The sequence below is a fragment of the Herbaspirillum sp. B65 genome (genome assembly GCF_000333555.1).
Taxonomy (GTDB): Bacteria; Pseudomonadota; Gammaproteobacteria; order Burkholderiales; family Burkholderiaceae_D; genus Herbaspirillum; species Herbaspirillum rubrisubalbicans.
In genome coordinates this window covers 1-2,035 of record NZ_BADI01001124.1, presented here as the reverse complement: position 1 = coordinate 2,035, position 2,035 = coordinate 1, and the positions used below count along the sequence as shown (strand labels likewise).

2 protein-coding genes are annotated in these 2,035 nt (G+C 53.9%); one reads left to right on the top strand and one right to left on the bottom strand.

Going from position 1 to position 2,035, the window contains the following annotated elements; genetic code table 11:
- Window positions 1-290: 290 nt before the first annotated feature.
- Entirely contained in the window at window positions 291-746 is a 456-nt protein-coding gene (locus I5W_RS26635) for an Hsp20 family protein (protein ID WP_017450718.1), read from the bottom strand.
- A 571-nt stretch (window positions 747-1,317) separates the two neighbouring features.
- Between I5W_RS26635 and I5W_RS26630 the strand changes: the two genes are divergently transcribed.
- Entirely contained in the window at window positions 1,318-1,860 is a 543-nt protein-coding gene (locus I5W_RS26630) for a PAAR domain-containing protein (RefSeq protein WP_044531523.1), read from the top strand.
- The last annotated feature ends 175 nt before the right edge of the window (window positions 1,861-2,035 follow it).

The window sequence follows — 2,035 nt, the reverse complement described above, 5'->3', positions numbered from 1 at the left end:
AAGGGTTCGGGAATGATGGGCTGGTATGGGTGGTCGTTCACGCGTTTTCCCTGTGGCCGAAGCCTGCTGCCGGTACAGGCCGCAGTTGGCTTCGTTCCAGTTTTGTTGAGCAGCTTGTCCACTGACCGGGATCGAGTAGAGGTGCCAGGTGGTGCGCCGTCACTGTACGCTGTTGCCGAAGCTGTAACGTAACCAAGGCGTTAACTGCCGTCAATCAGAACCGTTACGCCAGACGAAAAAAGCCGCCCCATGAGAAGGGCGGCCGGGGGAATCAGGGAATCAGACGAAAATCAGGCGGCGCGTTCCAGGCGCTGGACATTGCTGTCGTCGCCGGCACCGATTTCGATCTTGCGCGGCTTGAGCGCTTCGGGGATTTCACGGACCAGTTCGATGTTGAGCAAGCCGTTTTCCAGGTTGGCGCCGACCACCTTGATGTGATTGGCCAGCTGGAAGCGCTGTTCGAAGTCACGGGCGGCGATGCCACGGTGCAGGAAGTTGACCTGCTTGTCTTCCTTCTGCTTGCGGCCGGTGATCTTGAGGGTTTCGTTTTCGGTCTCGATGTCGATTTCGCTACGGGCGAAACCGGCCACGGCCATGGTGATCCGGTACTTGTCCTCGGCCACCAGTTCGATGTTGTACGGCGGGTAGCTGGGCTGATCGGTGCGCTGGGCGTTGTCGAACATCTGGGCCAGGCGATCGAAGCCGATAGCGGTGCGGTACAGGGGGGAGAGATCGAAGGTACGCATAAAAATATCCTTTCATAAGTAAGCGATGTTTTCGTCGCAGACCTCAACATCGAGCATCTGCTGGTACCGATCTAGGGATGGGGATTTTGGTTTTCAAGGGATTTTTTTTGAAAAATATGAAGGTCTGTGATAGTGGTAGCTCATCAGACGTTTCTTCCTTGCAGCAACTTACCCTCCGGCCATTTTGCTATAGATGAATGAAGCAGCGCCCGCAGTCCCTGTGCCCTTGTCATGAGCGCCTCCCCGAACATCAACAAAAGCCGGCACCTACCAGGCGGCAACTCAATGTTTTTCGAGAAACGAAGACTGATTCGGCAGAGGCACGTTGCTTTCAGTTGGCGAAATATAGACTCGGCCCACCCCAAACCATGAGCTCATGTCGGGTTTATTCCCGATGACCGGTTTGTCCCCGATTCGCTAAATTCGAGAGGAACATGATGGACCAAGCAGAACCTCACAGGTTGCGTCTCAAAGGCCTGTCCCAAGACAATCTGTATCGAGAGTACTCCAACAAAGTCGGTATCGCCGGCCTGGTGTATCAGGGCCAAATCGCCTACTTAGGGGGCCTCGCATGAAGATCATCGGATGGATTCGCTACGGTGACAAAACCGCTTGCGGCGGCACGGTCATCGAAGGCGATCAGACATGCATCAGCCATGGCCGCGCTTACGCCTTTCAGGGTGCTCGCGTTGCCTGCCGCAAGAACTGCGTCATTGCCCACGGCTTTCCACGGTCTACGCTTACCAATGGCCGGGCGCAGGTGATTCATGGAATGAAGACGAGTGCCGGATGCCCTCTGCAATCTACACTTAACGAAATTGACGGCGTGGGTAACTCAAACGGTGAAGCCGTTCCAGACAGCTTTAAGCCTGGGCCAGATGGGGAGTGGATACCTGTATACACGCCTCTCAAGCAAGAGGATTGCGACTATGACCAACACGTCATTCTTGAGGATCAAGAGGGAAATCCTTTAGAAGGTATCCCCTACCGGATCTTCGATGCTCAAGGAGCAATCATCGATGGGATTACCGCAACTGATGGAAAAACAAAAGTCATCGCCGGAAAATTTGGAGATGCGCTGGACTGTGAAATCGCCAAGGAGAGCACTGAATGAGCGCCGAGGTCTTATCTACACTAATGGCTCGCTCGATTGCGCTTACTCCGAAAGAAGACAAACAAGGCGCGAAGGTCCAACTAAAAGTCTTCTGGAAAACCTTAAAATTCTGGTCTTCAGCAGACATCGCAGATTTTCAGAAAAATGTTCCTGGCATTGCCGAGCGACTACGAAC

Excerpts from the sequence above, each read along its gene's own strand:
- I5W_RS26635 (WP_017450718.1), bottom strand. The coding sequence starts at position 746 with ATGCGTACCTTCGATCTCTCCCCCCTGTACCGCACCGCTATCGGCTTC.
- I5W_RS26630 (WP_044531523.1), top strand. The coding sequence starts at position 1,318 with ATGAAGATCATCGGATGGATTCGCTACGGTGACAAAACCGCTTGCGGC.